Here is a 25,671-nt window from a genome sequence, read left to right on the forward strand (position 1 = left end):
TGGCACGCTGATCAGCCCGGCCCCATGCCGGAGAGCGCGGCGACCAAGCCGTCAGCTACACCACTCCCTGGGACACGATCTTGAGGAGGCGTCATGAGAAACTATATTCCTGCTCAGGTATAGCTATATGATTTCAGGCGCCTGCCATCAGAATCGCATCACAACGGCATAGCCGTCATCGTCTATTCCGTGCTTTCGGAAGCACCTGGTGACCATTCGCTCATATGGCTTCGTGCGGCACTTCAGGTCGTCTCACGAAGCCTGTCGTGCCTTGCCTCCAGTCAAGACCAAGTGTCAGGTGTATCTGGCAGGGAGACCTGCCATCGTGAGTGCCAGAATACGCCGCTGCATCGCGTTGTCCCGGTAAGTCGCCGAAGACATCCTGCGTCCAGTCGAGTTCCGAGACAGGCGTGCAGGAGAGCGAACTTGCCAGCACGGCGATATCATGGGCTGCCTCGCGGCCGGAGCATCATGCGGTGCGGCTGGAGCACGAGAGGGCGTGCGTAGCGATAGGTCGTGCGGTGATGGATCGCCAGTCTCATCTGTGCCAACGAAAGGTGGCCCGGCGCGCGAACGTCTTGAACAGAACTCTCATTGAATTTCTCAAAGACCATGCCGAAGGGCGCTGGCGCAATAATGTCAACTCTGAAAGCGGTGCGGGGTCACTTGCCCGAGACCATTCTGCCGGATCAAGGTGGCGGCAATCGCCTTACCCCCGCTTGGGTTCAAACCCCGCATCCCTAACGAAGTCCGTGATCGCTGCTCCGGGCTAGAGCCTCGTTACAGCCTGCTAGATCAGGTCGTTTCGATCTTTCGTCTCTTTGACGCGCCGCCTTGCACCGCTCGTCTCATTGTCGATCATCCGTTGCGCCTCAGTGCGCGGACGGCGGCCAATAGCACCGCCTTCATTGTCCCATCGGTCGAGTGATTTCTGCTTCAGCGTGTTTGAAGCATCGCCTGCGCACGCTTCCACATCGAAGCCCGCTGTCGATGCTTCGCTGGTGATGGCATCCACTAGGTCTGTATCCGAGATATCCAGATCAGGAAAAACGCGTCGCACCGCGCCCAGCGCTTCCGACGTTGCAAACGGTCTTGCCTCCTTCTGGCATGCGTCCAGGAACGCATGGATTGCAGCCCGCACGTCAGCTGGAATGTGGTGTGTTGCGTCAGTGCTGGCCATGGTGTCGTCCTCACGATTCAGCAGCTTGACATGACTCAACGAAAGCAGCGCCTTAACGTTCCTTCGCATGTGCATGATGGGCGTCCTGTCACCAACACGGATTCCGCCGTTAAAGGAATCAGAAGAAGACGCAGGGGCAGAGGTCCTTGATATTGGGGAAAGACCAGGTTCGGCTGGATCAACACGTTGTCATACTGTGCGACAACTGCGTCTCGATCGAGACCCCGCCCTCAAGATTGCCGGTATGGAAGCCTTCCGGCAGCGAAGCCATTTGCACACAGAGGGTTTACAAGCTGAGCGGCAGCAGCGGCTCTCAGACAAGCCATTCAGGCGCGGCGATCCGCAGTGTCCGTTTGTGGCGCGCAATCACGACCTCCAGCGTCATCATCGGCGATGACTGCTTCCAGGAAGTGGCAAAGCTGATCTCTATGGCCGACATCAGGCGCGTTCCAGACCTTTATTCATATCTGCTTTTGGATCACTAGCAGTTGTCTGCCGCTTGCAAACATAGCCTCTGTCTTCTGCCAAGAATTGGCTGGGCGCTGCCGCGTTCGCTTGAACTAACGCTTGCTGTTCGCAGGCTTGCGATTATGGTTGGTGAAGTTTCTGAGGCGGCAGGGGAAACAGCATTTGCCTCGTCGATCAGCTCGATCGCACCTGCTTGGTCTGATCGCGGCCGCGGTGATACCCGTCTGGCTCTTCGCGGCCTATCTGCTGGTCCAATATGCTGTGCATGAGCGGTCCCGCTTCGAACAGGAGGCACGCCAAACGGCCCGGCAGGTTTCGCTCGTCGTCGAGGGCGAACTAGCCAATCTTCAAACGACTCTCAACGGTCTGTCGAAATCGCCTGCTCTGGCCAATGGCGATCTGGAGGCCTTTCGCGGCGAGGCGCTCAGCCTGGTCGAAGGGACGGACCGGATCATTGTCCTGCGCGATTTGGGTCGCAATCAACTGTTGAATACAGAGAGGGGGTACGGTGCTGATCTGCCGCCCGTCGAACCGATGCCGGCGGGTGATCTGGAGAAACTCAGAGCGTCTGGCAATTTCGTCAGCGATGTCTTCGCCAGCAAGGATTCCAAAAACTACCGCATCGCCGTTGCCATACGGGTGCCGGCTCCGACGGGCGAAGACCTGGTCCTTTCGATTTCTGTCCCAACCGCGCGCATTCGCAACGTGATGATGCCTGCTGTGCCTGAGGCGTGGACTGTTGGTATTGGAGATAGCAACGGAAATTACGTGGCACGTTCCAGCTCGCACGAGGAGATGACCGGCAACCCCGGATTGCCGGAATATCTGGAAAAAATCGTTGGCCGCTCCGGCAGCTTCACATCCCGCAACTTCGAGGGCATCACGCTGCTGGCAGGCTACTACCGATCCTCTTATTCCAATTGGTTCTATACCGCCAACGTGCCACTTTCGGAGGTGCAGGCGCCGCTTTGGCGTTCGCTCGCGGCAATTTGCGGTATAGGCCTCCTGGCGCTTCTTGTGTCGATCGCCCTCGGATACGTCGTGGGAAAGCGCTTCACTGGAGCGACCACCGACCTTGCTGCCCGCGCTGAGGCGCTTGGACAAGGCCGCACAGTTGAGCCCATGTCCACCACGGTTACCGAGTTCGGTGCTATTGCGCAGGCGCTGGTAGACGCAGAGCGCGCCATCGCCGAGCGCCGGTATGAGTTGGAGACAGTACTGGAGACGGTGCCGGCGGCGGTCTGGTTTACCTATGACCCGAAAGCCCTGCAGGTTATCCGCAATCGCTTCGCGGCGGAACTCATGGGTTTGCCGACCGACGTCCGCAAATCCTTTGGCAGCCCGGATCTCGTGATCAACACGGTGGCGGTCAAGGACGGTCATACCGTGAGCCGGGAGGACCGGCCTCTAAGCCGGGCAATGCGCGGGGAACTGACCGACAATGAAGAGTTCGCATACACCCTTCCGTCGGGAATTGAGCGCTTCCTGCTCTCCAGCGCGCGCCCAATCCGCGGCCCAGGCGGTAACATTATCGGCGCTGTGCAGATCAGCCTTGACATAACCGACCGCAAACGCGGCGAAGAGCATCGCAAATTGCTGGTCAACGAACTGAACCACCGCGTCAAGAACACGCTTTCGGTGGTCCAAGCCATCGCCAGCCAAACGATCCGCAACGCAACCACTTTGCCCGAGGCAGGACGGATCCTGTCCAGCCGGCTGATCTCGCTGGCGAAGGCGCACGATATCCTTACGCAGAAGAACTGGAGCGGCGCCGATCTCGATGATCTGATCACAGCGTCGATCAAGCCACATGTTCCGATCGAACGATTTCAAATCAGCGGAGAGAAGGTTTGGCTTCCGCCAAACGTCGCCCTTTCATGTGCTCTCGCGCTTCATGAACTTACGACCAATGCGATCAAATATGGGGCGCTGTCGAATGCAAACGGCAGGGTTTCGATATCCTGGAAGCTTGTTGGTCAGCAACGCCGACTTGAACTCGAATGGCGAGAGACTGGCGGCCCAACCGTCGGCCCTATCGAGCGCAAGGGGTTTGGCACCCAGCTTCTGGAGCGCATATTCGATTCCGATTCCGGGGGCCGAGTGGTACTGACTTTCGAAAGGTCAGGACTGGTCTGCGTTTTTCGGGTGAACCTGTCTGAGCCGAATGAGGCTGAAGCACATTTCCCAAGCAGGGAAACTTAGACCTCGCCGGTTCAGTCCGAACTATTTGCATAGGAAGAAGCTCCAATCATTAGCCAGACTGTATCTTGCCGTTGGCCGCTACTCGGCCACGCCAAAGTCGAATGTAGTGGCTATACCGGGGGGCAATGGCGATAAGGGTAATCGGAACGGGCTTTGGCCGGACAAGAACGGATTCGTTTCGATGCGCGAGGCGCTGACGATCCTTGGCTTCGGCCCCTGTCACCACATGTTCGAAGTCATGGCCAATGAAGTCCAGAAGCGGCTTTGGCGTGCGCTGGCGAAGGGCGCGGCACCAGGCTGGAACCAGCTGTTTGCGGGCTACGCGTCCTGCATCGACTGGCCCTCGGCGCACTATTGGCGTGACCTGATTGAGTTCTATCCGGACGCCCAGGTCATCCTGACATACCGATCGCCGGAAAGCTGGTGGAAAAGCTTCGAGAAAACGAACCTGGCAGGCATCAGCCAGAGCACGGATCAGGAATCGCTGGGCCTTGCCTTGATCTCCAGGCAAGGTCTTCGGCCGCCGGCCGCACGATCGCGCTAGTGCCATAGCCGTCTACGAAGCCAATGTAAGGGCGGTCATTGCGACAGTGCCGCCGGGTCGGCTGCTGGTCCACAATCTGGGAGATGGGTGGAAGCCGCTCTGCCGCCATCTCGGTGTGCCGGTGCCGGACCAGTCCTATCCCAATCGCAACAACACCAAGGACTTTCAGTCGGCTCTTGCACAGAACTAGTCTGACCGTTGGCAAGGTCACGAGTGGACATCGGCAAATAACTGCTTCTGGCCGAATGTACCTCTAATCACTTCGTCCGCTATGGGGCGCATTGTTGCTCGACAGAGTATGGGCCGAATGCTGACTGGCAGCTTTTGAGGCTCGGATTATAATGAAGCGGACCTTCGGCACCCCGCGAGTACCGACGTGATCTGACCATTGCTGCCATTGAAAGTGTTGTGACGTATGGCAACTCGCGTAGCGTAATGGAGACATTGCGCTTCGTGGAACACGTTGGCAGCGAAGATCAAAATAGCACCAGAAGAACGGGTTTGGCGCGAGCTATCCTTGGATACGGCGATATACCCGGTCGAGCGCATCCGTTAGTGCCTTGGTTCCGCCTTTGCGGTAGAAGTCCTCAAAAACCTGCTCATTCAGCCCACCTTTGGTGGAGAACTTCCGCCTGATGTTATCGAATGTCGCTTGATCTGACTTCGATGCAGTATGGGAGAGGCTAGCAAACAGGGGCGCAATGTATGCCCGCGCCTTGGAGGCGGGCATACCTTTGCTGATGAGCCACTCCGTCGTACGGTCAAGAATTCCGAAGTAAGTGCCCATGAGCGAGCTGGCGACGGCAAGAAGGTCGTATTCTTCCTTCGTTTCACACTGGACCGTGCCGCCAGTTGCGGAAAAGATGGAAGCGATCTGAGAACTAGGCGGGTAGATCGCGGTTACTCCTTCGCCATCAGCGACGAACGGCAACGGGATCGCCAGGGTGAGTTCAACATCCTGATCAATCCAGCTCCCGATTGTGCTGCGGTCGGTTGCCGCGATGACGCTCACGATGGCCTGGCCCTGACGGAAGCGAAGAGCCTTGATGACATCTTCAGCAACCTGTGGCCGAACGGCGAGGAAGAGTACGTCCGAGGCGTCGACGACGGCCTGGTTGTCATTTGCGATCTGAACTAAGGAGAAACGGGCAGCGAGACGGGCGGCGGTTTCGGCGCTTCTTGGCGAAACGATGACTTGGGATAGTTCCAACTTCGAGCCGAGGAATCCCGTCACCATCGCTTCGGTGATCGCACCGGTTCCAACGAAACCAAATTTCATACGCGACTCCAGATCACTGTGCCGCCTGAAGCGACCCTAGTGTGACATCCGTCGTGTAGTTTTCCCGCATGAAGTTGATGAAGTTGTCCTGGAACTGGCGCGTGTGGGCGTGGGCCAGTTCATCCGCCAGCTCTACATCTTTCGCCTTGATGGCTTCGAGCATCAGCTGATGCTCGTCGGTCAGCAGATAGCCTTCATGCGTCCGCTCCAGATACTCGAAATGCAGGTGCAGCATACGCTGCCCCTGGTTCAGCAGCCGCTCGTAGAATGACGCCAGGAATGGGTTCTTGCCTGCATTGGCGACTGCCATATGAAATTGCTTGTTGGCTTCGGACATCTGGAGATGGTTGCCCGTCCGAACGGCGGCTTCGAACTCCTTCTGACGCCGCGCGATGATCTTGAGATCGGCATCGGTACGCAATGCGGCTGCCAGGCGCGTGTTCATGCGTTGCGCGAGATCAAGGGCTTCCACATACTTTGGGAAGGTGGCGATCTCAATTGGCGCAACGATCGTGCTCCGGTTTGAGAGCGTGATGACGAGGTCTTCGCCAGACAGGCGGATCAACGCCTCCCTGACAGGGGAGCGGGACATGTCGAACCGCTCTGCAAGGGTCGTCTCATCAAGAAGCTGCCCCGGCTGCAGAGCCAGGGAAAGAATTTCGTTCCGTAGCGTGTCGTAGACGCTCTTCCAGCCAGTTCCCCTGGCTCGCTTCACTTCCAAGTCGTCAGACACTTCGATCCCTTTCGCTGCCTGAGGAACACATAGGGCTGCAGGCCACTTACCGGCAATGTAATTTTTACGCTTGACTTTGTCGACACGTAGACGACATAAATTCTTCTGTCGACACGTAGACGACAAGAAAATGACCAAGAGCGGCTCCAAGCCGACGAGTGGAACCACGCGCTTTGCGCTTGAAAAAAGGGAATGACGATGCTTTCGAAAATGCTTTCGCCCGTCATGCGGGCGCTGTCCGCACTTGCTTTGCTTACAGGTGTTGCAACGACTTCAGCTTTCGCCCAGACCGGCGGCAGCTATTGGCAGGGCGTCCAGAAGGCGGGTGTGCTGCGCTGTGGTGCGGCGGTCGCTCCACCTTACGTGATGCGCGATCCTGCAACCGGGGAATACTCGGGTTTCTTCGCCGACCTTTGCCGCGGATTTGCCGATGCCCTGAAGGTGAAGCCGGAATTCGTCGACACGACCTGGGACAACATTGTCGCTGGCCTTCAGGCCGGAAAATGGGACCTTTCGCTGGCGCTTAACCGGACGCCTGCTCGCGCCATGGCCGTACAGTTCTCCATCCCGGCCATGGAGTACCAGATCTCGCTCGCCTACAACAAAGAAAACCCGAAGATACCGGCGGGTGCTGCCTCCGTCGCTGACATCGACAAGGAGGGTGTGACGCTTGCCGTGATGTCCGGGACTGCGCAGGACAAGGCGATCTCGGCAGCGGTGAAGAATGCAACGATCCTGCGCCTGCCAGGCAACGACGAGACCCGTCTGGCCGTCGTTTCCAGGCGTGCCGATATCCTGGTGGATGCATCGGACACCAACCAGCTTTTCACCCAATCCAATCCCGACTGGGCGGTTGCGATGAACCCGACGCCGGCGCTGGCAAAGCAAGGCGTAGCTTTCGGCTTGCCGCATCAGCTGACTGCAGCGGACGTTGAGGTCGTCAACATCTTCCTCGAGGAGAAGGTGGCTACAGGCGAAGTCGACGCGCTGATCCGCAAGGCCGTCGATGAAGTGCTCAAGGGAGCCCGGTAACCAGGTTGGGCCGGGCTTTGATTGAGCCCGGCCCTTTCCGCTTCTGACTTCGCTCTCAGGATTGGTTCAATGACAGCTCCCACAACTCCGCCGCTTGTGAGAATGCAGAGCCTCCACAAAAGCTACGGGCCTGCGATCCAAGTCCTCAAAGGACTCGATATCGAAATGCAGCCCGGCGAGCGGTTGGTCGTGATCGGGCCGAGCGGCGGCGGCAAGAGCACGCTGCTCCGCGTCATGATGGGTCTGGAGAAAATCGACCGCGGATCGATCACGTTCGGCGGCAAGCCTTACATTTCGTCGGACGGCCTCGACAAGAAGACAAACATCGACACCGAAGTGCGCCGGTCCATCGGCATGGTGTTCCAGCACTACACGCTGTTTCCGCATCTGAACGTCGTGGAGAACCTGATCCTGGCGCCCTGCAAGGTTCGCAAAGAGCGGAAGTCGGACGCTACGGAGCGGGCCGTGGGCTTACTCACCCGGTTTGGACTGGCCGCGAAGGCAAAGGCTTATCCAGCACAGCTTTCCGGCGGCCAGAAGCAGCGCGTGGCGATCGCCCGCGCGCTGATGCTCGATCCGAAGTTGATGCTCTTCGACGAAGTGACTTCGGCTCTCGATCCGGAACTCGTTGCCGAGGTGGAGCAAGTCATCCTTCAGCTCGCTGCGCAGAAAATGCCGATGATGATCGTCACCCACGACATGTGGTTCGCGAAGAACATCGCCTCGCGTGTGATTTTCTGTGCCGGTGGCGTCGTTGTCGAAGACGGCCCGCCAGAGCAGGTGCTCGGCTCTCCAAAGGAAGAGAGAACCAGGGATTTCATCGACCGCGTCTTCCACATCCGGCAGTAGGGGACGGAGATGAACTATTCGTTCGATTTTCAGTCTATTTCCTTCGCTCCCCTGTGGGAGGGGCTGATGGTCACCCTCGAACTCACCGCTGCGGCAAACATCATAGGCATCGTCGGCGGCTTCCTGCTGGCTTTGCTGATCATGAGCCCCATTGCCGTGATCCGGCTGCCGGCGATGCTGTTCGTCGAGTTCTTCCGATGCACCCCTGCCATCGTGCAGATCGTCTGGTTCTTCTACTGCGTGCCGATGCTGTTCAATGTCTTCCTCGGGTCGATGACGATGGGCATCCTGGCGCTTGGATTCAACCTCATGGCGTTCAACGCCGAGGCCTACCGCGCCTCCATTCAGGCCGTGCCGCGGGAGCAGATCGACGCTGGAATCGCTCTTGGTCTCAATCCGTTCCAGCGAATTCTCTACATCGTGCTGCCAACGGCCTTTCGCGCGTCGATACCGGTGCTGCTGACGAACGGCATCGGCATTTTCCAGCAGAGCGCTTTGGTCGCCATCGTAGCCGTTCAGGACCTGATGTATCAGGGCAAGACGCTTGCCACCGAGACATACCGGCCTATCGAAACCTTCACGGTGGTCGCACTCATCTATTTCGCCGTCTCTTTCCCGGTGACGCAAGTCGTTGGCTATCTCGAGCGTCGACGCCAGCTTCTGATGAACTGAGGAAGGTATCATGGCTTTGGATTTTTCGATCATTCTTCGGTTTCAGGATGCGCTGCTTCTTGGTCTTTGGATGACGCTCAAGCTTACGCTGATCTGCGTGATCCTGGGCTGCACACTCGGCTTTCTAGTGGGCCTTGCCCGCACATCGCGAAGCGTAATGCTGCGGGCTATCTCCAGCATTTACGTCGAGTTCTTCCGGGGCACACCCGTCCTGATCCAGCTCTTCTGGATATTCTTCTGCCTGCCGCTGATCCTTGGGATAGAACTGTCCAACCTGGCGTCTGGCGTGATCGCCCTGACGCTTTACATGGGTGCGATCACCAGCGAGACTTTCAGGGCCTCGTTGAAGTCCGTGGGTCCCGAGCAGCTGGACGCCTGTATCGCGCTCGGCCTGCCGCGCCGCATTCAGGTCATCAACGTGATACTCCCTCAGGCTGTACTGCGCGCCATCCCGACGCTTCTGTCGAACTGCGTCAGCCTCTTCAAGGAAAGCGCTCTGGTGTCCGCTGTCGGCATGGCCGACCTGATGTTTGTCGGTCAGAACATTTCGAACAACACCGCACGGCCCGTCGAAGTCCTCACCATCGTCGCGCTGATCTACTTCGTCATCGCATTCCCGCTCACGCGTGCGGTCTCGCTGATCGAACGCCGCATCCTCGCGAAACTCGCGATATGACGCCAACCGAATTCTGTAAATGGAGACTTCCCATGAAACTTAAAGGCGTGATGCCTGCTCTCGTCACCCCGTTCGATACGGGCGGCAAGGTCGATTTCCCGGCGCTTGAGAAGCACATGCTGAGCCTGCGAGCGGCAGGCGTGACCGGCTGGGTGCCCTGCGGTTCGACCGGGGAATATTTCTCGATGTCCAACCAGGAGCGGGAAGACGTGCTGAGGTTCGTCAAGGATTTCGCCAGTGAGGATGAAGTGCTCATTGCGGGCACCAACGCGCCGGCGACCCGCGAAGTGATCGAAAACACGGCGCGCGCCAAGGAAATCGGATACGATATCGTGTTGCTGGCGACGCCGTTCTATACTCGCCCGACGCAGGACGAATTGCTGAAGCACTATCGCGCCGTGCTCGATGCCGTGGACGTCAGCCTCGTTCTCTACAACTATCCTCCCAAGGACGGGGTCGAAATTTCCTTCGAGCTGATGGACGCACTAGCCGACCATCCACGCGTGATCGGTATCAAGGAAAGCTCGGGCATTCTGCAGCGCGCCGTCGACATTTACTCCCGTTACAAGGGACGCATCGACCTTATTTCCGGATCGGACGATATTGCGCTCGACTTCATGTTCTGGGGCGCCGACTGCTGGATATGCGGCCCGGCGAATTGCATGGCCAAGGCCTGCTGCGATCTGGACCGCACGTTCCGGTCCGGTGAACTCGACAGAGCGCGTGAGCAGATGGCTGTTCTCTACCGGGCGATGAACATCCTGGAGAGCGGCAAGTTCGTGCAGAAGATCAAGTATGGCTGCGAACTCCAGGGCACGTCGGTCGGCGAGTGCCGTGCCCCGCTTGGACCTCTGACAAACGAGGAAAAGGCCGAGTTCAAGGCGGCAATGGCGCCGGTACTGAGCCGGTAACCGGAAGGGTTCCCGGAATATCCCGCTGTACACCCGCTGCGAGGGCATGTCGTGTCTCATATCGCCGTGATCGGGGCCGGCATTGTCGGCGTTGCCACAGCTTTCGAATTGCAGCGGCGCGGATTCGCCGTCGTCCTGATCGACAGGGACGCGCCGGGCAAGGGCGCGTCCTATGGCAACATGGCCAGCATTGCGGTCACCGAGTTCTTGCCCGCGTCCCGGACATCGGTCTGGGCGCAAATGCCGAAATGGCTGCTCGATCCCGAGGGTCCGGTGCGGATCCGGCCCTCCTACCTGCCGAAGCTCACTCCCTGGTTCCTTCTTTTCCTCGAAGCGAGCCGACCGTCTCGCGTAAAAGCGCTCGAGGCCGCAGGTGCGGTTCTCTGCCGGCGGGTATACGAAGATCTCGACCCCCTGCTGAAAGCCGCTGGGCTCTCCGGCCTGCTCAGCACGGAGGGATGCCTCAGCCTCTATGCCGACGAAGCCGAGTTCAAGGCGGACCGGGAGCATATAGAGGTTCTCGAGCGGTTCGGGTTCCGGCACGATATCCTTGCAGGCGGGGCCATCCGCGATCTGGAGCCGGCGCTGACCACGAAGATTGGTCGTGCCGTTCTTTTTCCGGATAACCGTTCGGTCGCCGACCCCTACCGCTTGGTCGTAGCGCTGGCCGAGAAATTCCAGGCGCTCGGAGGAAAGGTCGAAACGGGTGAGGTCGTCGGCTTCGAGGAAGGCAATGGCAGCGTCACCGCAGTCCGGCTGAAGGACGGCCGGCGCATGGCCGCAGCTTCGACCGTGCTTTGCGCCGGGGCCTACACCGGAAGTCTCTCACGCCTCCTCGGCGAGCCGATTCCGCTGGAAACCGAGCGCGGCTACCACACCCAGATCATGTCTGCGGGTGTGTCGATGCGCCACTCCATTATTTGGCCGGCGCGGGCTTTCATGGTCACGCCCACCGCTGGAGGGATTCGGGTCGGCGGAACGGTGGAGATGGCAGGTCTCGATGCGCCCCCGGATTATCGGCGTGCAAAGGTGCTGGTGAAGCGCGCGAAGGAAGCGCTTCCTGACCTTCGCGCGGATGATGCCTCCGAATGGATGGGACACCGCCCGGCAATGCCGGATACCGTTCCCGTCATCGGACCGTCGGCGAAGCGCCGGGGTGTCTTTTACGCCACCGGTCACGGCCATCTCGGACTGACCTATGCGGCGACCACCGCGCGCCTGATCGGCGATCTTGTTGCGGGTGTAGAGCCACCCATTGATCTCAAACCGTACCGTGTGAACCGCTTCTGACAACGACGCCGGTGCAACGAAGAACAGGAGCCGAAATGCGTAGCGAACTCTATATCGACGGCAGGTGGGTTTCGCCGATCAAAGGCGGAACCTTCGACGTCGTCAACCCAGCCACCGAGGACGTTATCCACAAGCTGCCCGCGGCCACAGCCGAAGACGTCGACGCAGCCGTTGCGGCGGCGCGCCGTGCGTTCGACAAGGACGGCTGGCCCAAGCTCTCCGGGGCTCAACGTGCCGCCTATCTTCGGGCGATCGCTGACGGAATCCGGGTCAGACAACAGGAAATCGCCCGGCTGGAGGTCATCGACAACGGCAAGCCTTTACCGGAGGCTGAGTGGGACATCGCGGATGCGGCCGGCTGCTTCGACTACTATGCCGGGCTTGCCGAGCAGCAAGACAACGATCCGGGAGAGCCGATCGAGCTGCCGGATGCGCGCTTCACATCCAGGGCCGTCAAGGAGCCGATTGGCGTTGCTGGCGCGATCATCCCCTGGAATTATCCGCTGCTGATGGCGGCATGGAAGGTCGCGCCGGCGCTGGCCGCCGGCTGCACCGTCGTGCTGAAGCCGGCCGAGCTGACCTCGCTGACAGCATTGGAACTTGCGGCCATCGCCGACGAAGCAAAGTTGCCGCCGGGCGTGCTGAACGTCGTCACAGGTTCCGGCTCGGTGGCGGGACAGGCAATCGTCGACCACAAGGGCGTCGACAAGCTCGCCTTTACGGGATCCGGTCCTGTCGGCTCGAAGATCATGGCGGCCGCTGCCCGCGACATCAAACGCGTCAGCCTCGAGCTGGGCGGCAAGTCGCCGTTCGTGGTTTTCGACGATGCGGACATAGACGAGGCAGTCGAATGGATCATGTTCGGCATTTTCTGGAATCAGGGACAAGTCTGCTCGGCGACATCGCGCGTTCTCGTGCAGGAGGGCATCTATGGGAAACTCCTGCGGCGGCTTGTCGAGGAGACGCAGAAGATCACCATCGGCAATGGCCTTGAGGATGGAATCCTTCTTGGGCCTCTCGTTTCAAAGCGCCAATACGAGCAGGTCCTCGGAGCAATTGAGGCGGCCAGATCGGCCGGTGCGACGGTCGCCTGCGGCGGGCGCCGTCCTGAAGGTTTCGAGAAGGGTTACTTTCTGGAGCCGACCGTCCTGACTCACGTGCCCCTGGACAGCGATGCCTGGCGCGAGGAGATTTTTGGCCCGGTCCTGTGCATCAGGCCTTTCTCTGACGAGAACGAGGCCATCGAGCTTGCAAATGAGTCCCGCTTCGGGCTTGCCGCCGCTGTCATGTCGAAGGACGAAGTCAGAGCCGAGCGGGTAGCCGCCGCCTTCCGCGCCGGGATCGTCTGGATCAATTGCTCGCAGCCGACATTCACCGAAGCTCCATGGGGCGGCTACAAGGAATCGGGCATTGGCCGCGAGCTGGGTCGCTGGGGCCTGGAAAACTATCTCGAGACGAAACAGATCACCAAATTCGTGAGCGAAGAGCAGTGGGGCTGGTACCTGAAACCTTCAGAGGCGGCTCAATGATCTGGGCGCGCGCGATCGATCTCATTCAGGTTCATTGCCAGGGCGAGATCGGCAAGGTGATCGTCGGTGGCGCGCCCGAAATCCCCGGCGCGACCATGCTCGACAAGATGAATCACATCAACACTATCGATGACAGCCTCCGCCGCTTCGTCACCTTCGAACCGCGCGCTCATGTCGCGATGTCCGTCAACCTGCTGATTGCACCTACGCGAGCGGACGCCGACGCGGGGTTCATTGTGCTGCAGGCCGACAGAGCGCATCCGATGTCGGGCAGCAACTGCATCTGCGTGGTCACCGCCCTGCTGGAGAGTGGAAGAATTACGATGCGGGAGCCGGAAACGGTCGTGAGGCTTGATACTCCGGCCGGGCTCGTCATCGCGCGCGCGGCATGCCGCGGTGGCCGCTGCCTCTCGGTCAGTCTCGATAATGTCCCCAGCTTTGTGGAGTTCCTGGACAAGATGGTCGACACGCCACGGTGGGGCCGCATCAAGATCGATGTGGCATTCGGCGGCGTCTACTATGCGATCGTCGACGTCGGACGGATCGAACTCGACATTGCGCCCGCGCATGCACGCGAGCTGGCGGAGGCGGGGATCGAACTGAAGTCGCTGCTCGCAGAACAGATCCAGGTGAAGCATCCGACGCTCTCAGGCATCGACGAGATCGCCTATGTCATGTTCAGGAAGAGGGAGCCGGACGGCGCAATCCGGACATGCACGACTTTGCGGCCGGGCCGGGTCGACCGCTCCCCCTGCGGCACGGGAAGCTCCGCCAACCTCGCTACGCTTCTTGCCCGTGGCGAGATATCGGTGGGAGACCGGCGCACGTCGCGCTCCATCATCGGCGGTGAATTTCTCGCGGAGGCTATCGGCGAAACCGAAGTGGGAGGACGAAGGGCGGTCCTGCCGAGAATCACCGGGAGCAGCTGGGTCTACGGAACGGAGCGGCTCAGGATCTCGGATGACGATCCGTTCGCACGCGGCTTCGCCCTGTCGGACAGTTGGGGCCCGCAGGTAAATCTGTTGGGCTAAAGAGGACCAGGTCGACGGGTCGGACGATTGCCGATCTCGAGAAGCTGGTGTCGTTCGAGGGCATCGGCAACCCGAGAACGTTGCCATCCTGGTTGCTTTCCGTGCATCGGATGAGGCGGCTTTCATGTGCGGATCGCTCGTCGATATTACCGGCGCGCAGGCAATCGCGTTGATCAGTCAGCGGCTGCTTTCTGTTGCCAAGTTGTCGTCTGTTTTTGAAGACTGTACGTCTGCTCATGGGCGCAATCACGACCCTCAGCATGTCGCTCGGGATGTCGGCTTTCAGGAAGCGGCAATGCTGATCTCAATGTCCGACATGCTGAAGGGTTTCGGGTGCCGTCAGGCGTACGAAAGTCTCTCATGCAGGAACCCGCGGGCCGCAAGCGGTGGGCTATGGGGATTTGTGTTTCGGGGCGTGCCAGAGCCTGTCGGGACCTGCCGCATAGAGTGCCGAGGGCGAGTAGAGCAAGCGGCTCCCAGGCGTAGTTGCAGAGCTTGCCGCAGTGATTCCGACGGGGTTTGCGTGCCTGACGACTCGCGCCCCAGTGCCGGGCGCGGCCCATCGTGTTGGCCGGTGCCGACGTGGCACGGTCGTGCGGGCAATTTGGCCATGACGGGTCATGGAGCGTTCTCCGGTTCGGCGTCCTTGTGGCAGGCGGTGCACGAGGCTGGTACCACCGGGCGAAGGTCTCGATGATGATCATGGTGCCGCCGCAGCAGGGGCATGGTGGTCGCGGATCCACGGGCTCTTCGATGGCGGTGTCTTCCGGTTCCGGCGCGACTACGCTTGAAGCGGCTACGAGCGTTCGCAACAGTTCCGACTTCGATCCCATGATACGAACTTCGGTATCGGCGACCTCGACGCGCTGCGCCAATGTGCGCAGGTGATCCCGCCAATAGCCACCTCCCTCAAGCCGCAGCCTTTCGCGAGCGACATTGGCGAAGCCCTCGATCATGTCCGGCATCACCGCCTGATTACCGGTGCTGTCCAGCATGGCCTGGGTGCGCTCGACGTCGGCTGTGGCCTAGTCCCGAATTACTTTGAGGCCAGCCTCGCGGGTGATGTTCTCGTCAAGGCTGATCTCGTGGGCGTCGTTCTCGGTATCCAGAACGGAGCGCACGGCTTCCGTCTTCCCAATTTGCTTGCGCTTGGCGCGCTGCAACTGCGCCAGTCTGCGGCCTTCGCCGATGGTGACGAAATAAAGCCGGTCGTCTGGCCCTCCGCATCCACCACCAGATTTTGCAGCATTCCCTTGGCGCCGATGCTGGCCGCCAGCGCCTCGATATGAGCTTCGCCGTGCAGGGTCTTCCGGGCGTTCCTGGGCGACTTCTTGAGCTTGTTCAGGGACACTGACATCACCACACCACGCTCGGCGGCGAAGGTTGCGGCGGTCGTCTCAATTGCAATGGTCAAATCGGACCCGATTTGGAGAATTCGTCGCCACGATCCTCGGTCAATAGCGAACAGCGCGATGAATCTCAATATTGCATCAAATTTGAGAATTGCGTTCCCTCGCGTCTCATAATTGAGCGCAGCAATCGTGACGACCGCCGCATTCTCGCATTTAAATGCAGTGCGACACACCTCTTCTGCGCGCTGCCTGACCCAGAGAAATCACCGGTCTCTAACCGAAACGACAGCACTCTCACAATTAATGGCCAAGCGACAACCGTTGGTAGCGGCGCTGGCTAGCGAGGACAGCGTCGGGTCTACAACGAATGTCGGAGGTCGGACATAGATGGGGCGGCTCCCCACGTTGTAATTGAAAGCTTTATTCCTTTGGCACGATTAGTGCTGCGGATGATCCGCAAACGTTGCCCGGAACCGATACAATGAGAGGTGAGCGTCATCCGGATTCTTGCGTTAACGGTCCACTCAGTCTTCACGGAGTGGCAGCAGCGCAGGCGCTGGCGGACGCCGGCCATCCCGATAGTCATCGAGTCTGCGGAGAACAGAATCAGGATGGGGCGAGATCAGCATGAACTCGAATTTGAAATGTTTGGCCCAAGCAACTGCCATCGCCTTGCTCTGGACGGTCACCGCTACGACGGCGGACGAAGGTATGTGGATGCCGGGCCAGACTGCGGAAGTGGGCGCGGCCATGCGCGCGGATGGGCTCCAGATCGATCCCGCCCAGCTGCGCCGTCTGGACGCTGACCCGCTCAACGCGATCGTATCACTGGGCGGATGCTCCGCCTCCTTCGTCAGTCCACAAGGGCTGGTCGCGACCAATCATCACTGCGTGTTCGGATCGATCCAGTACAACAGCAAGGAGGGCCAGGACTATCTCACAAACGGCTTTCTGGCGAAGAGCCTGGGTGAAGAATTGCCCGCGGCGCCCGGCAGCCGCATCTATGTGATCGAGGATATGCGGGATGTGACCGCCGGCATGCTCAAGGGCGTTTCGGACAAGCTGAACGGCTTTGCCCGCAATGAGCGGCTCGACACAAACCGCAAGGCGCTGATCGCCGCATGTGAAGAACAGCCCAATCGCCGCTGCGACGTGGGGGCCTATTATGGCGGCGCCTCCTACTATCTCCAGCAGAAGCTCGAAATTCAGGACGTGCGCCTCGTCTATGCGCCCGCGCTCGGCATCGGTAAGTTCGGCGGCGAAACGGACAATTGGATGTGGCCGCGCCACACAGGCGACTTCGGCTTTTATCGCGCCTATGTCGCTCCTGATGGTTCCTCCCGGCCTTATGCGCGCGACAATGTGCCTTACCGGCCGAAGAGCTGGCTGCGCATCGCCCGTGAAGGCGTCCAAGAAGGCGATTTCGTGATGGTCGCCGGCTTTCCGGCGACGACCAATCGGTTGCGCACCGCCGGCGAAGTCCGGTTCAACTTCGCGCACTACGAACCGCTGCTGCAGCATTTGTTGTCGGACTATGCCGCCCAGATCAAGCAAGCCACCGTAGGCAATCGCGACGCGCAGATCCGCTACGCCCCCATCCTGCGAGGCGTGGAAAACTACGAGAAGAAGCTGGCGGGCGATCTCGCCGGCGCCGATGCGATTGGGCTCAACGCTCGCAAGGCCAACGAGGAGAAAGCTTATCGCGACTGGGTCGCTGACGATCCCGCGCGGCAGGCGCGCTATGGCGCAGCAATCCGCGAACTGGACGCCGTGGTGGCCGAGAACAGCCGGGCCTCGCTCGAGGGGCTGCGGCAGGCGCTGCTGGACCGCGCGCAAATCCTCTCATCCGCGCGCACTCTCTATCGCTGGGCGAAGGAGCATGAGAAGCCCGATGAAGACCGCGAAAGCGGCTTTCAGGATCGTGACCGTAACGGGACCGTGGATCAACTGAGGCAGATCGAACGCGGTTATCTGCCCGACATCGATCGCAAGCTGTTCGAGGCCGCGCTCGATGAATATCGCCGGCTGGACGCAAAGGACCGCGATACTGCGTTCGAGACCGCTCTGGACCAAATCGGCCTTGACCGACTTTATGCAGACACCAAACTCGCCGACGCGGCCACGCGGCTCGGCTGGCTCGGCAAGCCGGCTGCTGCCTTCGAGGCGTCGGACGATCCTTTCATCAAGCTGGCGGTGGCGCTCTATCCCGGCGACATAGCTGCGGAGCGCGCGGCGAAGGACCGCGCCGGCCGCAGGCAAGCGGCGCGCGCGGCCTATATGCAGGGCCTGCGTGCCTATCGGCATGCGATCGGCCGGCCGGTGTATCCCGACGCGAATGGATCGCTGCGCATTACCTGGGGCAAGGTGACGGGGCGAACGCGCGACGGGCAGATCTGGACGCCCTTCACCACGGCCGAGGGACTTCTGGCCAAGCACACTGGCAAGGGCGAGTTCGATGCGCCGGATGCCGCCGTCGCCGCGATCCGGGCCAAGGATTATGGCCCATATGTCGCGCCGGCGCTGGGCACGTTGCCGGTCGACTTCATGTCCACGGTCGACATCACCAATGGCAACAGCGGCTCGGCGACGCTGAACGGGCGCGGCGAGTTCGTGGGTCTCGCCTTCGATGGCACGCTCGAGGGCGTGATCTCGGACTGGGCCCCCGACGCGGACCGCAATCGCAGCATCCATGTCGACAGTCGCTTCATGCTCTGGACCATGGACAAGATCGACGGCGCGGGCCGGTTGCTCAAGGAAATGGGAGTGCGGCCGGCGTCGCGCTCCTAAGCGGATAGAAAACGTTGGTAAATGTCAGCTGCGCATGTTGCCAATGGACGAGCAGGATGTCGGGGTCAGCCTCAACCTCGCTCTGCCGGAACATCAGGAGCGGCTGGAGGATGTTCTTGGCGCTACGGCGCTTCTAATCCTCGACAACAGATCCACTTTGGTCAGCGGGGGCGCGAGAATGATGCCGAAAGCTGGGATACCATGCAAGCTTGGTTCCTAAGACTACGCCGTCGCGGCGTCAGCGTGCTGCTCGTCGAGCATGAAGGTCGTGGGGGCAATCCGCGTGGGACGAGCAAACGCGAGGACATCCTGGACACCCTCATCAACCTGAAGCGTCCCGATGACTACGACGTCGAAGATGGCGCAAGATTTGAGGTACATCTTGGCAAGGCGCGCGGCGTGTATGGCGAAGCAGCAAAACCGTTCGAAGCGAAACTCGAGGTCCATGACGGTAAGGCAAGATGGTCGGTTCGTGCCATCCAGGACCGGGAGTTTGACAAGGTGCAAACGCTTTCCGGGTCAGCTCTGAGCGTCCGTGAAATTGCCGAGGAGACAGGACTAAGCAAATCCAAGGTCAGCCGGATCCAGGCACAACTGAAGGCCGAGGGAAAGCTATAGGCGCAATCCGTGCATCTGGACTGTCCCACTGTCCCGATCCCTAGAGAGTGGGACATTGGGACAGCTTAACCCCAGATGCATCCAGGCGGGTGGGATTTCGGCGCTGCGACTGACAGATGAGCGCGTTCGTCGTGAGTATTCAAAGAGCAACAATCTGTTGGTTTCGGACCGCTAACTAAGATGGATGCCTCGAGCCTCGAGGCCCTTTTGGCCCTTGGCGTATCGGACAACCACCTTCTGGCCCTCTTCGAGCCTAGTGAGGCCAGAGCGGGTCAAAACTGATGCGTGAACGAATACATCCTTCCCGCCGCTTTCAAGGCCGATGAAACCGAACCCTTTGTCCGGGTTGTACCACTTCACGGCGCCGGCGCTCTCATGATCTCCTGCATTTGGGTCCGGTAGTAACGTTCAGGTCCGGCCGAGTTGGGAGTCCGGTGCTGAGCGGGCGCTCGGCGCCGCCGGTGACCGTCAGCACTTGCGCAACCTGCGCCCTTTTGGGCCAGCCTCGGTCCTGACCTTAAGCCGCATCCCCTCGGAGACATTGTCATGTCCGGCAGCTTCCAGCGTCCTAATGTGCAGGTAGGCGTCTGAGCCATCCGTCAGCTAGACGAAACCAAAGCCTTTCTGCGCATTGAACCACAGCACTTCGGCTTCAACTGAATCCGCGATTGTGGCGGGGGGCGCTGGAAATAGCTGGGTTCCGGACCGTGATCATCGGTTTGGTAGCTGTCGTATTGTTGGCGCCGCGATTCGCGATGTCGACTTTTGCTCATACTCGTACCGGCTTATAGGAGAGGCGTAGGAATATCATCCCGATAGCCTCTGATCAACGTGCTGCAGCTTACATCGATAGCGCTTACTCGGTCGCCTTAGCAATCGTGGTAGACCAGCGAATTCGCTCGTACTGACGCGAAGAACTGCAGCGATTACAGCTAGATAGCTATGTGTTAAGATCCGGACAGACCGCAGGCCCTCCGATCGCGCCGCCGCCTGCACGAGAGACAGTCCATGCAGACGGAATCCGCAGGCCATGAAATGGATCCTCCCTCCCTGCCTGCTGACGTCCGCTCTAAGAGGCGCTCGTCACTTTTGCAGTCACCTGATCAGCTCCAGGCTCACCCTCTTCGACTCGAGGTGGAGTATCGTCCTGCCACAGCCCTGATCCCATTCGCCAACAACGCCGCACGCACAGCGATGCGCAGGTGGCGCAGATCGCAGCCTCTATTCGTGAGTTCGGCTGGACGAATCCCATTCTGGTCGACGGAGCGAACCGCATCATTGCCGGTCACGGACGGCTTTTGGCGGCCAGGAAGCTCGGGATGGGCGAAGTGCCGGTCATCGAGCTGGCTGGCCTGACCGAGGCGCAGAAACGGGCCCTGATAATTGCCGACAACAAGCTCGCGCTGAACGCCGGGTGGGACACCGAACTGCTGGGTCTCGAACTCGCCGACTTGGGTGAGCTTGGCTTCGACCTGTCGCTGACCGGCTTCGACGATCTGGAAATTGGCGCGCTGACCAGTGCCGGCACTGAGGGACTGACCGATCCCGACGACATTCCCGAGGTTCCGGAGCAGCCGACCACCCTCCCTGGGGACGTCTGGATTCTCGGCAGGCACAGGCTGATCTGTGGCGATAGCACCAATGCAGCCCACGTCGAGCGAGCGCTCGCCGGGGTCAAGCCGCATCTGCTGGTGACGGACCCGCCTTATGGCGTCAGCTATGATCCGGCCTGGCGCGAGCGCTTTGGTGACGGTGCCAACCTCGCCAAGGGAACGGTGTTGAACGACGATCGTGCCGACTGGCGCGAGGCCTGGGCGCTGTTTCCCGGCGATGTTGCCTATATCTGGCATGGCCCTGCATGCAGCCACGGTGGCCGCCAACCTCGAAGCGAGCGGCTTTGCCGTCCGCTCGCAGATTATCTGGGACAAGACTCGTTTGGTCATTGACCGCGGCGATTACCACTGGCAGCACGAACCGGCCTGGTATGCCGTCAGGAAGGGCAAGAAAGGCCACTGGTCGGGAGATCGCAAACAGACCACTGTATGGGCCATCCCCCACCGGAAATCCGACACGGGCCACGGCACTCAAAAGCCTGTCGAATGCATGCGACGTCCGATCGAAAACAACTCCTCGCCCGGCCAGGCCATCTACGAGCCGTTCTGCGGTTCCGGCACCACGATCATCGCCGCTGAGATGACCGGCCGGTCGTGTTATGCGATCGAACTGAACCCTGCCTATGTCGATGTCGCGGTTCTTCGCTGGCAGGCGTTCACAGGCGGCGACGCCGCGCTGGAGGGAGATGGCTGCAGTTTTGCCGAGGTCGCAGCCGAGCGGGCGCCGAAGGCTGCCTGATGGCCCGGCCCAAACATGCAGCCGATGCGTTTCATCGCCGACAGGTGGAGGCCTTGGCCGGCTATGGCGTGCCGGAACCAGATATCGCAGGCATGATTGGCATCGATCCCAAGACCCTGCGCAAGCACTACCGCTATGAACTCGACCAGGGTCACACCAAGGCCAACGCCAAGGTTGCCGAAAACCTTTTTCGAAAAGCCACCGGTGAGGGTCGCGAAGCCGTCACCGCCGCCATCTTCTGGTTGAAGTCGCGAGCTCGCTGGAAGGAGAGGGTCGTTACCGAACACACCAGTGAACCACTTCAGGCAATTACGAAGATTGAGCGCATCGTTATCTCGCCACCCGATTGGAAAGCGATCGAAGCGGCGCGTGGGACGGCTCTAGACGATCTCGGCGAAGAACCTGCTTGGTCGAAGTGGAAGCCGCAATGACAGCAAAGGACACCCACTATTCGAAGCCGCACAGCGTGCAGGTTGAGGCAATGGCCGGATATAGCATCGCGCCATCCGATATTGCTCAGGTGCTCGGCATCGACGTCGAGAGGTTGAAGGCGGATTACCCATCTCAGCTCGACGGTGGTCAAATCAAGGCCAATGCACGCGTTGCAGAAAGCCTTTACCGCAAGGCCACCGGGGAAGGACGCGAGGCCGTCACGGCCGCGATCTTTTGGCTGAAGACCCGAGCGCGTTGGAAGGAAACGTCAGTTCAGGAATATGCGGCCCAGTTGTCTTTCATACGATCTACGAGGAAGCACCGAAGGCCTTGGAAGGGCCAGGAGCCGCGAGGCCGATCGATAGGGCAAAGTAGAATCTTCGTCGAAATCAAGTGCTTGGACTTGCTAGTTGAGGCCTTGTGAGCAAACTGCAAATGGTGGTTTGCAGTTTGAACACCCCGGGAATTAGCAACATGCCGAGCGCGGTCGCCTACTATCGGGTCTCCACACAGCGGCAAGGACGTTCAGGCTTGGGCATCGTGGCCCAGCGTGCCGCGGTTGCCCGCTTTGCCGAGGCCGAGGGCATCGCCATCATCCAGGAGTTCATCGAGGTCGAAACCGGAAAGGGCGCGGATGCTCTTGATCGACGCCCGCAACTGACCGCTGCCCTCGCCCTTGCCCGGCAGCTCAAATGCCCGGTCGGTTGTGGCGAAGCTAGACCGACTCTCGCGCGATGTTGCCTTCATTGCTGGCCTGATGATCCAGCGCGTTCCTTTCCATCGTGGCCGAACTCGGTGCTGATGCCGATCCGTTCATGTTGCACCTCTATGCGGCTTTGGCCGAGAAGGAGCGGCGAATGATCTCGGAACGGACCAAGGCCGCCCTCGCCTCTCGCAAGACCACTGGAATGAAGCTCGGTAATCCGACCAACACAGCGGAAGCTGCAGCGAGAGGTCGGAAGGTCTCGATCCGGGAGGCTGACAGATTTGCCCAGACCCGATCATCGCCTCCATCCAGCAGTCCGGCATCACCAGCCTGCGTGGCCTGGCCATTGCCCTGAACAGCCGCGGCGTTCGAACAGCGCGCAATGGCCGATGGCAGGTGTCGAACGTGCGCAACATTTTGGGGCGGCAAGCTTCTGCGAACTTGCTTTTATAGGCGGGAATTTGCTGACCAGCATGCCCCCATGGAAGCGATCTTTGATGACCGTTCCAAAGCCGTTGCGCACCCTCGCAGGGTCGTGCGGGCGCTAGTCGGCGTCATCGCCCTCAATCTGGCTGGCAATCTCGTTGCCGGCCTCGTGAACGCGGAAGCTTGAACGGCCCGATCTCTAAACGGAAGAAAATCGCCATCGATAGACTCACGGCCCGAAGCTGATCGCGCGAATGCGGAGCAGTTCGCTGCGAGAGTGGCTGGAAACCAACGCCTACTGCTAGTGCGCGAAATCGACGGAGAGAGCGAAACCGACGGGAACGCGTAAGAGCGACCTTTTCACGATCAAGCCATGACACCTCAGCTAACGCTAACGCGCGCCGACCTGTCGCTTCCTTCGATGGCGATGGTGCGAGCAATCGGCACCATCGGCAGTTTCAGCTTCTTCGCAATTTGCAGCGCTTTAAGTTCGGCAATCTCGTCATCCCGCCTGGCGATGCGGCTTTCTAGATTGGCGATGCGCTCCGTCAAAAAGTAGCGCCCGACTATGAAGCCTCCGCCTCCAAAAAGGACCGCGAACGTGGAAAAGGCTATTGGGTTAGCCAGCACCAGCGCGGAATTGGTTTGGAGAAAGTCAATCAGGTCCTGCATATTTCATATCCTTTCAGTTCCTCGGTAGCTTGTGTACCTCCAGCCTGACCGGTCCGCCCCTGTCGCAACTCGTGCAGAGCAGCGCCCTCTCGACGGTGCTGAACAGCGCGCCTTTGCCGTAGCGCCTGGCGAGAGCCGGCGCCCTTACCTCCGCATGGTGCGAGCAGTTTCTGCACCAGGCGCGCAACGTGTGCCATTCGCGGAGATCGCCTAGCGATACGTCTAATCCGGCATGTACACTGCCCTCTACGATGGTTTGCGGCGCCACAGTCGGCTCGCCGGGCGTGATGATCTTCTCCATGACATGCCGGCTGTTGTAGTGAATCAGGAGCATCCCCGGTCGGCGCCGGATAGCGACTTGCCATGCAGCTTGGCTGATCGAGCAGTCCGGCGTTCGACAGATTGTCTCGACGAGCGCCTTCTCTTCGCGGTCCCAAACCTCGATCCGGAAATTGTCCTCCGCTGTTTTCGCCATAGCTTTGCCCGTCGGCGCGGTTGGCGCTTCGCCATCGTTCCTTTCCTACTCAGATCAGAACAGGAATAAGGAACATATTCCTCGTCCGTCAAGGGCGCCATTGACTCTTTGTTCCTATTTCGTTCACTATTGGCCGGATAGCAACAGGAGGCAGTTCTATCGGGTGAGCCGGGACGTGAATACGTCTGCTTATGACCGAGTTCCGAAGACAGCCCGCACATGATCGAACCTGCTATGAGAGACGAACTGATCCGCCTTCCGGGTGCAATGGAGCCCGTCACGCGCCCCGGCATTCAGCACCATAGGTGCGAGCACCCCGATTGCGGCAAGAATGCAGGATGAGGCTTCGCCAAGCCGAGACAGGCGCCCCGTTGGTTCTGCTTCGAACACCGCGCCGCCGGCGAACGGTATATCTGAAAGGAGACGCCCTATGTTCTATATCACGTAAGGAGAGCAGGCCGAGCTCGACGCGATCATTCGCAAGGAGATGCCTGCCATCGAGCGTGTTGCCAAAAGGGTAGCCAAGCTGCTCAACGGCCTTTCGCCCGAGAGTGCGGTTTATGCGCATACGATGCTGGGCGCCGAATTGATCGGCAGTCTGATTGAAGACGGAGACACCGCCATCGAACTGTCAAAGCATCTGCAACGCACGACCGAGCGCGAGCTGCGCAAGAACCCAAAGTATGCCGGACAGATGCGGGTCAACTGATGATCAATTCGCCCCGACGACAGGACGATTACCCAGACCGCGAGATCGACTGCCAGGAAGCCATGGAACCCGGTTTTCAGGCGATCGTCGATTGCATGCTGGAGGCAGGCTGGGCGCGCGGCGAGATCATGCGGTCATTGAAGCGTCTCGTCGCGGCGGACAATGTGGCGCAAAAGGAAAACGCCAAGCTTGAGGCAGAACTTGCCATCATCCGGGCAATGACACGTGCCGGCCGACCGCTCTAGGGCACGGCTCAGGAAGCGCGGGCTAAAGCAATCGAGATCACATTGTCCGTATCTGTTTCGGGCAGGTCGAACAGCATTGGCAATTGACGCGTCATGGCCATCTCGATGATCAGCTCTTCGATCGATTCAGCCGGAAGCCTAGCGTTAAAACGCTGCCGGATTATCAACGCAAGCTTGTGAACCGGGACCGGCGTCGACTTCGGCCTATCATCTAGAAATCTGCTGATTTCGATCAGAACGTCTGCGTTAATGCTCTTGGGCAATTCGCGCATTGTGGTTGCCTCCCTTCCCCTGCGCCGAAGGGGTCTTGAGTCTCGGACCGTAACGTTTTTATTTTAGCAATGCATTGGCGCATCGGCACGAATAAGCGGCGCGTAATCGACACTCAATATCATTTGTGTGTCAGTGGCCCTCTCGAATATTAGTTCGACAACGAGAAGGAAGGCGTTCACGCCTGCCGATCCCGTACAGCCACGAGCCGCCGGAGGCAAAGGGCCATGC

32 protein-coding genes and 3 pseudogenes are annotated in these 25,671 nt (G+C 59.9%); 24 read left to right on the forward strand and 11 right to left on the reverse strand.

Translation table 11 applies throughout. The features are described from left to right. Window positions 1-443: 443 nt before the first annotated feature. The 3 genes from CIT26_RS38710 to CIT26_RS38255 form a co-directional block, all read right to left on the reverse strand. Entirely contained in the window at window positions 444-614 is a 171-nt protein-coding gene (locus CIT26_RS38710; RefSeq protein WP_095492595.1) for a transglutaminase N-terminal domain-containing protein, read from the reverse strand. A 176-nt stretch (window positions 615-790) separates the two neighbouring features. Then, the gene (locus CIT26_RS10940) at window positions 791-1,180 is read right to left on the reverse strand and encodes a hypothetical protein (RefSeq protein ID WP_095492627.1); all 390 of its coding nucleotides are present in this window, start codon (window positions 1,178-1,180) and stop codon (window positions 791-793) included. 313 nt (window positions 1,181-1,493) lie between these two features. Further along, window positions 1,494-1,619, reverse strand: a complete 126-nt coding sequence (locus CIT26_RS38255) for a hypothetical protein (protein ID WP_280951106.1) — start codon at window positions 1,617-1,619, stop codon at window positions 1,494-1,496. A gap of 128 nt (window positions 1,620-1,747) precedes the next feature. Between CIT26_RS38255 and CIT26_RS10945 the strand changes: the two genes are divergently transcribed. From CIT26_RS10945 to CIT26_RS38265, 3 genes are all read left to right on the forward strand, one after another. Next, a complete protein-coding gene (locus CIT26_RS10945) occupies window positions 1,748-3,850 on the forward strand; it encodes a sensor histidine kinase (RefSeq protein ID WP_245319350.1) in 2,103 nt (700 codons plus the stop codon). 181 nt (window positions 3,851-4,031) lie between these two features. Continuing rightward, window positions 4,032-4,394: a sulfotransferase family protein gene (locus CIT26_RS38260; protein WP_280951107.1), complete on the forward strand. Its 363-nt coding sequence runs from the start codon at window positions 4,032-4,034 to the stop codon at window positions 4,392-4,394. 4 nt (window positions 4,395-4,398) lie between these two features. Beyond that, entirely contained in the window at window positions 4,399-4,584 is a 186-nt protein-coding gene (locus CIT26_RS38265; protein ID WP_280951109.1) for a sulfotransferase, read from the forward strand. 321 nt (window positions 4,585-4,905) lie between these two features. Here CIT26_RS38265 and CIT26_RS10955 read toward each other — a convergent pair whose 3' ends face one another. Continuing rightward, entirely contained in the window at window positions 4,906-5,673 is a 768-nt protein-coding gene (locus CIT26_RS10955; protein ID WP_095492597.1) for a pyrroline-5-carboxylate reductase, read from the reverse strand. A 13-nt stretch (window positions 5,674-5,686) separates the two neighbouring features. Then, window positions 5,687-6,406 carry a GntR family transcriptional regulator gene (locus CIT26_RS10960; protein ID WP_095492598.1) on the reverse strand — a complete coding sequence of 240 codons (720 nt, stop codon included), beginning with the start codon at window positions 6,404-6,406 and terminating at the stop codon, window positions 5,687-5,689. Window positions 6,407-6,604: 198 nt separating this feature from the next. On the opposite strand from CIT26_RS10960, the gene CIT26_RS10965 reads away from it, so the two are divergent. From CIT26_RS10965 to CIT26_RS38465, 9 genes and pseudogenes are all read left to right on the forward strand, one after another. Then, entirely contained in the window at window positions 6,605-7,438 is an 834-nt protein-coding gene (locus tag CIT26_RS10965) for a substrate-binding periplasmic protein (protein WP_095492628.1), read from the forward strand. Window positions 7,439-7,507: 69 nt separating this feature from the next. Beyond that, window positions 7,508-8,287: an amino acid ABC transporter ATP-binding protein gene (locus CIT26_RS10970; RefSeq protein ID WP_095492599.1), complete on the forward strand. Its 780-nt coding sequence runs from the start codon at window positions 7,508-7,510 to the stop codon at window positions 8,285-8,287. A 9-nt stretch (window positions 8,288-8,296) separates the two neighbouring features. Further along, a complete protein-coding gene (locus CIT26_RS10975; protein WP_095492600.1) occupies window positions 8,297-8,959 on the forward strand; it encodes an amino acid ABC transporter permease in 663 nt (220 codons plus the stop codon). A 10-nt stretch (window positions 8,960-8,969) separates the two neighbouring features. Beyond that, entirely contained in the window at window positions 8,970-9,635 is a 666-nt protein-coding gene (locus CIT26_RS10980) for an amino acid ABC transporter permease (RefSeq protein WP_095492601.1), read from the forward strand. 32 nt (window positions 9,636-9,667) lie between these two features. Further along, window positions 9,668-10,546 (forward strand): dihydrodipicolinate synthase family protein, encoded by an 879-nt coding sequence (locus tag CIT26_RS10985; protein WP_095492602.1) that lies wholly within the window; start codon window positions 9,668-9,670, stop codon window positions 10,544-10,546. 51 nt (window positions 10,547-10,597) lie between these two features. Then, window positions 10,598-11,836: an NAD(P)/FAD-dependent oxidoreductase gene (locus tag CIT26_RS10990; protein ID WP_095492603.1), complete on the forward strand. Its 1,239-nt coding sequence runs from the start codon at window positions 10,598-10,600 to the stop codon at window positions 11,834-11,836. Window positions 11,837-11,871: 35 nt separating this feature from the next. Beyond that, on the forward strand, window positions 11,872-13,365 hold the full coding sequence (locus CIT26_RS10995) for an aldehyde dehydrogenase family protein (RefSeq protein ID WP_095492604.1): 1,494 nt from the start codon (window positions 11,872-11,874) through the stop codon (window positions 13,363-13,365). Continuing rightward, on the forward strand, window positions 13,362-14,396 hold the full coding sequence (locus tag CIT26_RS11000) for a proline racemase family protein (protein ID WP_095492605.1): 1,035 nt from the start codon (window positions 13,362-13,364) through the stop codon (window positions 14,394-14,396). The genes CIT26_RS10995 and CIT26_RS11000 overlap by 4 nt, the downstream gene beginning before the upstream one ends. A gap of 14 nt (window positions 14,397-14,410) precedes the next feature. Next, window positions 14,411-14,565, forward strand: a pseudogene (locus CIT26_RS38465) (short-chain dehydrogenase); the annotation flags it as partial. A gap of 457 nt (window positions 14,566-15,022) precedes the next feature. Here the strand turns inward: CIT26_RS38465 and CIT26_RS38715 are convergent. Both CIT26_RS38715 and CIT26_RS11015 read right to left on the reverse strand, forming a co-directional pair. Then, a pseudogene (locus tag CIT26_RS38715) lies at window positions 15,023-15,178 on the reverse strand (IS91 family transposase); the annotation flags it as partial. 270 nt (window positions 15,179-15,448) lie between these two features. Further along, window positions 15,449-15,753 (reverse strand): annotated as a pseudogene (locus CIT26_RS11015) (ParB/Srx family N-terminal domain-containing protein); the annotation flags it as partial. A gap of 622 nt (window positions 15,754-16,375) precedes the next feature. On the opposite strand from CIT26_RS11015, the gene CIT26_RS11020 reads away from it, so the two are divergent. Continuing rightward, window positions 16,376-18,535, forward strand: coding sequence for a S46 family peptidase (locus CIT26_RS11020; RefSeq protein ID WP_095492606.1), 2,160 nt, complete (start codon window positions 16,376-16,378; stop codon window positions 18,533-18,535). Between the two features lie 243 nt (window positions 18,536-18,778). Then, window positions 18,779-19,153 (forward strand): helix-turn-helix domain-containing protein, encoded by a 375-nt coding sequence (locus CIT26_RS11025; protein WP_245319352.1) that lies wholly within the window; start codon window positions 18,779-18,781, stop codon window positions 19,151-19,153. 171 nt (window positions 19,154-19,324) lie between these two features. On the opposite strand, the gene CIT26_RS11030 is transcribed toward CIT26_RS11025, so the two are convergent. Next, window positions 19,325-19,513 (reverse strand): cold-shock protein, encoded by a 189-nt coding sequence (locus CIT26_RS11030; protein ID WP_095492608.1) that lies wholly within the window; start codon window positions 19,511-19,513, stop codon window positions 19,325-19,327. An 842-nt stretch (window positions 19,514-20,355) separates the two neighbouring features. On the opposite strand from CIT26_RS11030, the gene CIT26_RS38470 reads away from it, so the two are divergent. The 8 genes from CIT26_RS38470 to CIT26_RS38270 are packed head-to-tail and all read left to right on the forward strand — an operon-like array spanning window position 20,356 to window position 23,256. After that, window positions 20,356-21,099 carry a ParB N-terminal domain-containing protein gene (locus CIT26_RS38470; RefSeq protein ID WP_342586999.1) on the forward strand — a complete coding sequence of 248 codons (744 nt, stop codon included), beginning with the start codon at window positions 20,356-20,358 and terminating at the stop codon, window positions 21,097-21,099. Beyond that, window positions 21,023-21,505 (forward strand): DNA-methyltransferase, encoded by a 483-nt coding sequence (locus CIT26_RS38475; protein WP_342587000.1) that lies wholly within the window; start codon window positions 21,023-21,025, stop codon window positions 21,503-21,505. The genes CIT26_RS38470 and CIT26_RS38475 overlap by 77 nt, the downstream gene beginning before the upstream one ends. Beyond that, on the forward strand, window positions 21,505-21,936 hold the full coding sequence (locus CIT26_RS11040; RefSeq protein WP_206072751.1) for a hypothetical protein: 432 nt from the start codon (window positions 21,505-21,507) through the stop codon (window positions 21,934-21,936). Before CIT26_RS38475 ends, CIT26_RS11040 begins: the two co-directional genes overlap by 1 nt. Next, a complete protein-coding gene (locus CIT26_RS11045; RefSeq protein ID WP_095492609.1) occupies window positions 21,933-22,361 on the forward strand; it encodes a hypothetical protein in 429 nt (142 codons plus the stop codon). Before CIT26_RS11040 ends, CIT26_RS11045 begins: the two co-directional genes overlap by 4 nt. Window positions 22,362-22,411: 50 nt before the next feature. Further along, entirely contained in the window at window positions 22,412-22,798 is a 387-nt protein-coding gene (locus CIT26_RS38480) for a recombinase family protein (RefSeq protein WP_342587004.1), read from the forward strand. Continuing rightward, window positions 22,753-22,998 (forward strand): hypothetical protein, encoded by a 246-nt coding sequence (locus CIT26_RS38485; protein ID WP_342587001.1) that lies wholly within the window; start codon window positions 22,753-22,755, stop codon window positions 22,996-22,998. Before CIT26_RS38480 ends, CIT26_RS38485 begins: the two co-directional genes overlap by 46 nt. Then, the gene (locus CIT26_RS38490; RefSeq protein WP_342587005.1) at window positions 22,995-23,096 is read left to right on the forward strand and encodes a hypothetical protein; all 102 of its coding nucleotides are present in this window, start codon (window positions 22,995-22,997) and stop codon (window positions 23,094-23,096) included. Before CIT26_RS38485 ends, CIT26_RS38490 begins: the two co-directional genes overlap by 4 nt. Window positions 23,097-23,124: 28 nt before the next feature. Further along, complete coding sequence (locus tag CIT26_RS38270; RefSeq protein ID WP_280951108.1) at window positions 23,125-23,256, forward strand: hypothetical protein; 132 nt, start codon at window positions 23,125-23,127, stop codon at window positions 23,254-23,256. A gap of 194 nt (window positions 23,257-23,450) precedes the next feature. Here CIT26_RS38270 and CIT26_RS37520 read toward each other — a convergent pair whose 3' ends face one another. Then, on the reverse strand, window positions 23,451-23,741 hold the full coding sequence (locus tag CIT26_RS37520) for a hypothetical protein (RefSeq protein WP_143747829.1): 291 nt from the start codon (window positions 23,739-23,741) through the stop codon (window positions 23,451-23,453). A 13-nt stretch (window positions 23,742-23,754) separates the two neighbouring features. Next, complete coding sequence (locus tag CIT26_RS11060) at window positions 23,755-24,216, reverse strand: hypothetical protein (RefSeq protein WP_095492610.1); 462 nt, start codon at window positions 24,214-24,216, stop codon at window positions 23,755-23,757. A gap of 487 nt (window positions 24,217-24,703) precedes the next feature. On the opposite strand from CIT26_RS11060, the gene CIT26_RS11065 reads away from it, so the two are divergent. Continuing rightward, complete coding sequence (locus CIT26_RS11065) at window positions 24,704-24,925, forward strand: hypothetical protein (protein WP_095492611.1); 222 nt, start codon at window positions 24,704-24,706, stop codon at window positions 24,923-24,925. Continuing rightward, complete coding sequence (locus CIT26_RS11070; RefSeq protein ID WP_095492612.1) at window positions 24,925-25,170, forward strand: hypothetical protein; 246 nt, start codon at window positions 24,925-24,927, stop codon at window positions 25,168-25,170. The genes CIT26_RS11065 and CIT26_RS11070 overlap by 1 nt, the downstream gene beginning before the upstream one ends. Window positions 25,171-25,178: 8 nt before the next feature. Here the strand turns inward: CIT26_RS11070 and CIT26_RS11075 are convergent, their stop codons facing one another. After that, the gene (locus CIT26_RS11075) at window positions 25,179-25,442 is read right to left on the reverse strand and encodes a hypothetical protein (RefSeq protein ID WP_095492613.1); all 264 of its coding nucleotides are present in this window, start codon (window positions 25,440-25,442) and stop codon (window positions 25,179-25,181) included. Window positions 25,443-25,671 lie beyond the last annotated feature (229 nt).

The organism is Mesorhizobium temperatum, assembly GCF_002284575.1.
GTDB classification, from domain to species: Bacteria; Pseudomonadota; Alphaproteobacteria; order Rhizobiales; family Rhizobiaceae; genus Mesorhizobium; species Mesorhizobium temperatum.

Coding starts and splice junctions, on each gene's coding strand:
- CIT26_RS10985 (WP_095492602.1), top strand. CDS start 9,668: ATGAAACTTAAAGGCGTGATGCCTGCTCTCGTCACCCCGTTCGATACG.
- CIT26_RS38260 (WP_280951107.1), top strand. CDS start 4,032: ATGCGCGAGGCGCTGACGATCCTTGGCTTCGGCCCCTGTCACCACATG.
- CIT26_RS38270 (WP_280951108.1), top strand. CDS start 23,125: ATGGAAGCGATCTTTGATGACCGTTCCAAAGCCGTTGCGCACCCTCGC.
- CIT26_RS10980 (WP_095492601.1), top strand. CDS start 8,970: ATGGCTTTGGATTTTTCGATCATTCTTCGGTTTCAGGATGCGCTGCTT.
- CIT26_RS11000 (WP_095492605.1), top strand. CDS start 13,362: ATGATCTGGGCGCGCGCGATCGATCTCATTCAGGTTCATTGCCAGGGC.
- CIT26_RS10955 (WP_095492597.1), bottom strand. CDS start 5,673: ATGAAATTTGGTTTCGTTGGAACCGGTGCGATCACCGAAGCGATGGTG.
- CIT26_RS10965 (WP_095492628.1), top strand. CDS start 6,605: ATGCTTTCGAAAATGCTTTCGCCCGTCATGCGGGCGCTGTCCGCACTT.
- CIT26_RS11040 (WP_206072751.1), top strand. CDS start 21,505: ATGGCCCGGCCCAAACATGCAGCCGATGCGTTTCATCGCCGACAGGTG.
- CIT26_RS11060 (WP_095492610.1), bottom strand. CDS start 24,216: ATGGCGAAAACAGCGGAGGACAATTTCCGGATCGAGGTTTGGGACCGC.
- CIT26_RS10975 (WP_095492600.1), top strand. CDS start 8,297: ATGAACTATTCGTTCGATTTTCAGTCTATTTCCTTCGCTCCCCTGTGG.
- CIT26_RS10940 (WP_095492627.1), bottom strand. CDS start 1,180: ATGGCCAGCACTGACGCAACACACCACATTCCAGCTGACGTGCGGGCT.
- CIT26_RS10995 (WP_095492604.1), top strand. CDS start 11,872: ATGCGTAGCGAACTCTATATCGACGGCAGGTGGGTTTCGCCGATCAAA.
- CIT26_RS38485 (WP_342587001.1), top strand. CDS start 22,753: ATGTTGCACCTCTATGCGGCTTTGGCCGAGAAGGAGCGGCGAATGATC.
- CIT26_RS37520 (WP_143747829.1), bottom strand. CDS start 23,741: ATGCAGGACCTGATTGACTTTCTCCAAACCAATTCCGCGCTGGTGCTG.
- CIT26_RS10970 (WP_095492599.1), top strand. CDS start 7,508: ATGACAGCTCCCACAACTCCGCCGCTTGTGAGAATGCAGAGCCTCCAC.
- CIT26_RS38255 (WP_280951106.1), bottom strand. CDS start 1,619: ATGTCGGCCATAGAGATCAGCTTTGCCACTTCCTGGAAGCAGTCATCG.
- CIT26_RS11045 (WP_095492609.1), top strand. CDS start 21,933: ATGACAGCAAAGGACACCCACTATTCGAAGCCGCACAGCGTGCAGGTT.
- CIT26_RS11065 (WP_095492611.1), top strand. CDS start 24,704: ATGCCTGCCATCGAGCGTGTTGCCAAAAGGGTAGCCAAGCTGCTCAAC.
- CIT26_RS38710 (WP_095492595.1), bottom strand. CDS start 614: ATGGTCTTTGAGAAATTCAATGAGAGTTCTGTTCAAGACGTTCGCGCG.
- CIT26_RS11020 (WP_095492606.1), top strand. CDS start 16,376: ATGAACTCGAATTTGAAATGTTTGGCCCAAGCAACTGCCATCGCCTTG.
- CIT26_RS38480 (WP_342587004.1), top strand. CDS start 22,412: ATGCCGAGCGCGGTCGCCTACTATCGGGTCTCCACACAGCGGCAAGGA.
- CIT26_RS11075 (WP_095492613.1), bottom strand. CDS start 25,442: ATGCGCGAATTGCCCAAGAGCATTAACGCAGACGTTCTGATCGAAATC.
- CIT26_RS11070 (WP_095492612.1), top strand. CDS start 24,925: ATGATCAATTCGCCCCGACGACAGGACGATTACCCAGACCGCGAGATC.